The sequence below is a fragment of the Scytonema sp. PCC 10023 genome, assembly GCF_963920835.1.
Lineage (GTDB): Bacteria > Cyanobacteriota > Cyanobacteriia > Cyanobacteriales > Nostocaceae > Kalymmatonema.
In genome coordinates this window covers 1-4,076 of the sequence record NZ_CAWUDP010000230.1, presented here as the reverse complement: position 1 = coordinate 4,076, position 4,076 = coordinate 1, and the positions used below count along the sequence as shown (strand labels likewise).

Sequence of the window (4,076 nt, the reverse complement as noted above, 5' to 3'; positions counted from 1 at the left end):
TCTTGTTTGTATCTTGGGACGCCGTGAGTTATTTGGCGTTTTCAACTCGTTTTTTGTGTTCTGATTTTCTATAGGGGTCAGGGTTGAAGACTTATGCTCGTCCCTTTGCTTTTTTGGAGAAAAATTTTGAAAGTTTACCAGGATAGAAGGCTGAAAGCCGCGTCACGAAGCGTGCGGGAATAACACCGATTCAAAAAATGTTTGCGACAGATACCCCACCCGCGAAGAGAGCGCACCCTCCCCGATTTATGGGGAGGGTTAGGGAGGGGTATTTTACAATGCTAGATGGGACAAAGATGGATCGAGATTGTGATCGAGTGCCTGAGGTGAGAATCACACAACCTTAATAAGTATATGATGATTTAGGTTATTGATGAGTGTGCTGATCCATCATTTAGTCGAAAAATAAGAATACCCTAAATTGCTGCCCTTCCCCAATCACTAGTCCGGCCTCTATGTTCAACCTGAATCGTCGTCAGTTTTTATTGCAGAGTACTCTCGCCATCGCGGCAACTGTAATCTACGATCAAGTACAAGCCCAAAAACCAACTTCCCCCGGCGCTTTGCCCAAAGGATTGCCGCATCGAAAGGTGTTCATTGTCGGTGCAGGTATTTCCGGTTTAGTGGCAGCGTATGAATTAACAGCAGTTGGTCATGATGTCACTATTTTAGAAGCAAGGAAACGTATCGGCGGTAGAGTGTTAACCCTGCGAGGAGCCTTTCAAGGAGAGGATTTAGTAGAACTTGGAGCGGCGAGAATCCCACCAAATCATCATTTAACCCTTGGTTACATCAAACATTTTGGTTTAAGACTTTCACAGTTTGCGCCGACAACTGGGAAATATATCACGATGAAGGACGGAAAACGTCTATTAGTCGCCGCGCAAGAACTCTTTCAAAATCAACCAGAAATCCGTGCCCAAGAGATTCAAAAACTGACGGATGGATTTGATCTACTTCCCCAAGCCTTCGCCCAAGCATTGACTTCAAAAATTAAACTTGATGATTCTGTTACTCGAATTGTACAAACATCTAATGGTGTTGAAGTGTCGTGCTTATCAGGGCAACGATATCTTGGTGATTGTGTGTTGTGTACTGTCCCGTTAACCGTCTTAAATCAGATTGCTTTTTCACCTGACCTATCTCCGGCAAAAAAGCAGGCGGCGGCAGGAGGATATAACTATCGAGCAGCAACCCGTTGCTTTGTTAAATTCCCTAATCGGTTCTGGGAAAAGGATAACTTAAATGGGTGGGGATTTTTGGAGGATGAAGAACTGTGGCATACTACTTGGGATAGACCTGAAAAGACAGGTATTCTTCATGCCTATCTAAAAGGAGAAAAAGCTCTTGAGATGGATGCTTTTGAGGGCAAAGCTCAACAAACAAAATTACTCCAGCACTGGGAGAAGATTTTGCCTGGGGTAACTAATTACTCTGTGCGATCGCACTTTTATTCATGGACAAAAGATATCTGGTCAAAAGGAGGCTGGGCCTATCCAACAGATGAACAGGAGAAGAAACTATTTTCAGAATTAGGGAAGTCAGAAGGAAAGATTTATTTTGCTGGAGACCATACTTCCAAGACAAGAGGCTGGCTTCAAGGAGCATTAGAATCTGGACTCAACGCTGCTAAAGAAATTCACTTTGCTGGCTCTACCGTTCCCTTTATGAAAAGGTGACACCTCATATATCCTCAAAAATTTGAAAAATTAATAGCGATCGCCTCCTTGGGATCGCTTGACTATCGGCGCTTAGTCTCTGTATATATACGTTGAGTAAGCAACCCCCGACTTGAAGTCGGGGGCTTCTCCTGACGGAGACGCTGCGCGAACAGCAAATGTTGAAGCCCTAGCTTACCCGACTCAGTACCTCGCGTACTACGTTCAGATTAAGAGTTAAAGTTGCTACCTTGAGCGGAGAGTGCCAGTTCCATGCTCTAGAACTAGAAGATTAAACAGGTGTAAGGGGTTAAGCCAGTGTCTTCTAGAAAGTACCGAATCTGAACATTGTCTAGGCTAACTTTACCCGCAAGGAGGGACAATTGTCCAAAGTTTTTGTAATTGATGCAGAAAAACGACCACTATATCCCATTCATCCAGCACAAGCGAGGCAATTATTACGGAACCAGAAAGCAGGTATATTTAGGTGTTTTCCTTTCACATTAATCCTAAAAGAGTCACGTCCTAATTCTCCTGTTTCACCCTTAAGATTAAAACTAGATCCTGGTGCGAAATTTACAGGAATTGCATTAGTTAACGATACTACAGGTGAAGTTATTTTTGCTGCTGAATTAAAGCATAGAGGTTTTGCAATTAGAGATGCTTTAACTTCAAGAAGACAACTTCGTAGAAGTAGGAGGAGTCGCAAAACTAGGTATCGTCAACCAAGATTTTTGAATAGGACACGACCAGAAGGATGGTTAGCACCAAGTCTACAAAGCCGAATTGAAAATATCAAAACTTGGGTTAGTAGATTACGCAAATTTGCACAAATTCACGCTATTAGTCAAGAGTTAGTCAAGTTTGATACGCAATTAATTCGTAATCCTGATATTCAGGGGAAAGAATATCAGCAAGGTACGCTATTCGGTTACGAAACTCGTCAGTATCTTCTTGAAAAGTGGAATAGAGAATGTGCTTATTGTGGAATTAAAAATGTTCCAGTTCAGATAGAACATATTCATCCAAGAGCAAAAGGAGGAACAAACTCAATCACGAATCTCACATTAAGTTGTGAGAAGTGTAACAACAAGAAAGGTACAAAAAATATCAAAGAGTTTTTGAAAAATGACTTATTAAGACTAGAAAGAATTCTAAAATGCGCTCAAAAACCCTTAATTGATGAGGACACTTGCGTGGGCGGCTCTGCCGACTTGAGCAAAGTGTCCGGTGCAGCAGCAGTAAATACAACTAGATTTGCATTGCTAGAAGTTTTAAAATCAACAGGATTACCCGTAGAAACAGGTTCAGGTGGATTAACTAAGTTCAACCGTACTCAACAAGGTTTAGAAAAAACTCATTGGATTGATGCAGGTTGTGTTGGGAAATCAACTCCAACTCTTAATATCAAAAATATTAAGCCATTGCTAATCACAGCGTCGGGACATGGAACACGCCAATCTTGTCGTACTAATAAATTTGGATTTCCTATTCGTTATTGTTCAAGAATGAAGTTTCACTTTGGATTTCAAACTGGTGACATTGTAAAAGCTGTTGTAACTAGTGGCAAGAAAATTGGTACTTATGTTGGAAGAATTGCAACTCGCGCAACTGGTAGTTTCAATCTTTCAACTCAAGAGGGACTAGTTCAAGGAATTAGTTACAAATATTGCAAGCATATTCACAAAAAAGATGGTTACTCGTATGTATAGATTAGAGAATTTGACGGCGCTTAAAAGCGCCCGTGTCGTGTTTCCTCTCAGACCTAAAGGTACTGAGTTTCCACACTCCCGCGAGGTTTTATGAGGATTGGCAGATTTGTGTCAGTGAATTGGCGAAAATTGACGGGGCAATGTTGAATGTAACACTGAGTTCTTCCGTGATGCTTTTCCAAGCAGATGTAGAATATATCTGCGCGTTAAGAGAGGGTTTTTGATTGTCAGGAAGCCGCTGGCGCATTGCTTGGGGCAAAAGGGCTGCTCCCTTTGTGAAGTATAAAAGAACTCGTTATAACAAATCTACCAAGTGCGCTCGCTAAATCTCTATGAGCAAAAAGCATTGATTCGTCTCATACTGCACTTGTTCAAGGGATATTGAATCTTCATGCGCCAATACCGTGAATTTCATATCAGTATGATTAAAGAATCATGGGTAAGCAAATCAATCAACGAATTGGTGTAGCGCGTGAAATTACCTACCCTGAATAAACTAGATACAATCTTTGCAATTTAAACAGCCATACTCGAAGAAACTTTACCACCAAAAGGTGTCGCATTTGTCAAGGCTGATTTGGTTTCACGTCCGAAGAATTGAGCAAGAGGAGCAATTTCTTGCATCAGTTCGATAAAATCGCCGGGTGTCAGAGACTGAGGACCATCTGAAAGTGCTTTGGCGGGGTTGGGGTGAACCTCAATCATC

2 protein-coding genes and 1 pseudogene are annotated in these 4,076 nt (G+C 41.7%); 2 read left to right on the top strand and 1 reads right to left on the bottom strand.

Annotation, left to right across the window (positions count from 1 at the left end; all coding sequences use genetic code 11):
- Window positions 1–455: 455 nt before the first annotated feature.
- Together ACM0OZ_RS48060 and iscB are read left to right on the top strand one after the other, a co-directional pair.
- Complete coding sequence (locus ACM0OZ_RS48060; RefSeq protein WP_414590027.1) at window positions 456–1,679, top strand: flavin monoamine oxidase family protein; 1,224 nt, start codon at window positions 456–458, stop codon at window positions 1,677–1,679.
- Between the two features lie 362 nt (window positions 1,680–2,041).
- Window positions 2,042–3,370, top strand: a complete 1,329-nt coding sequence (gene iscB, locus ACM0OZ_RS48055) for an RNA-guided endonuclease IscB (protein ID WP_414590026.1) — start codon at window positions 2,042–2,044, stop codon at window positions 3,368–3,370.
- Window positions 3,371–3,886: 516 nt separating this feature from the next.
- Here the strand turns inward: iscB and ACM0OZ_RS48050 are convergent.
- Window positions 3,887–4,076, bottom strand: a pseudogene (locus ACM0OZ_RS48050) (3-deoxy-7-phosphoheptulonate synthase); the annotation flags it as partial.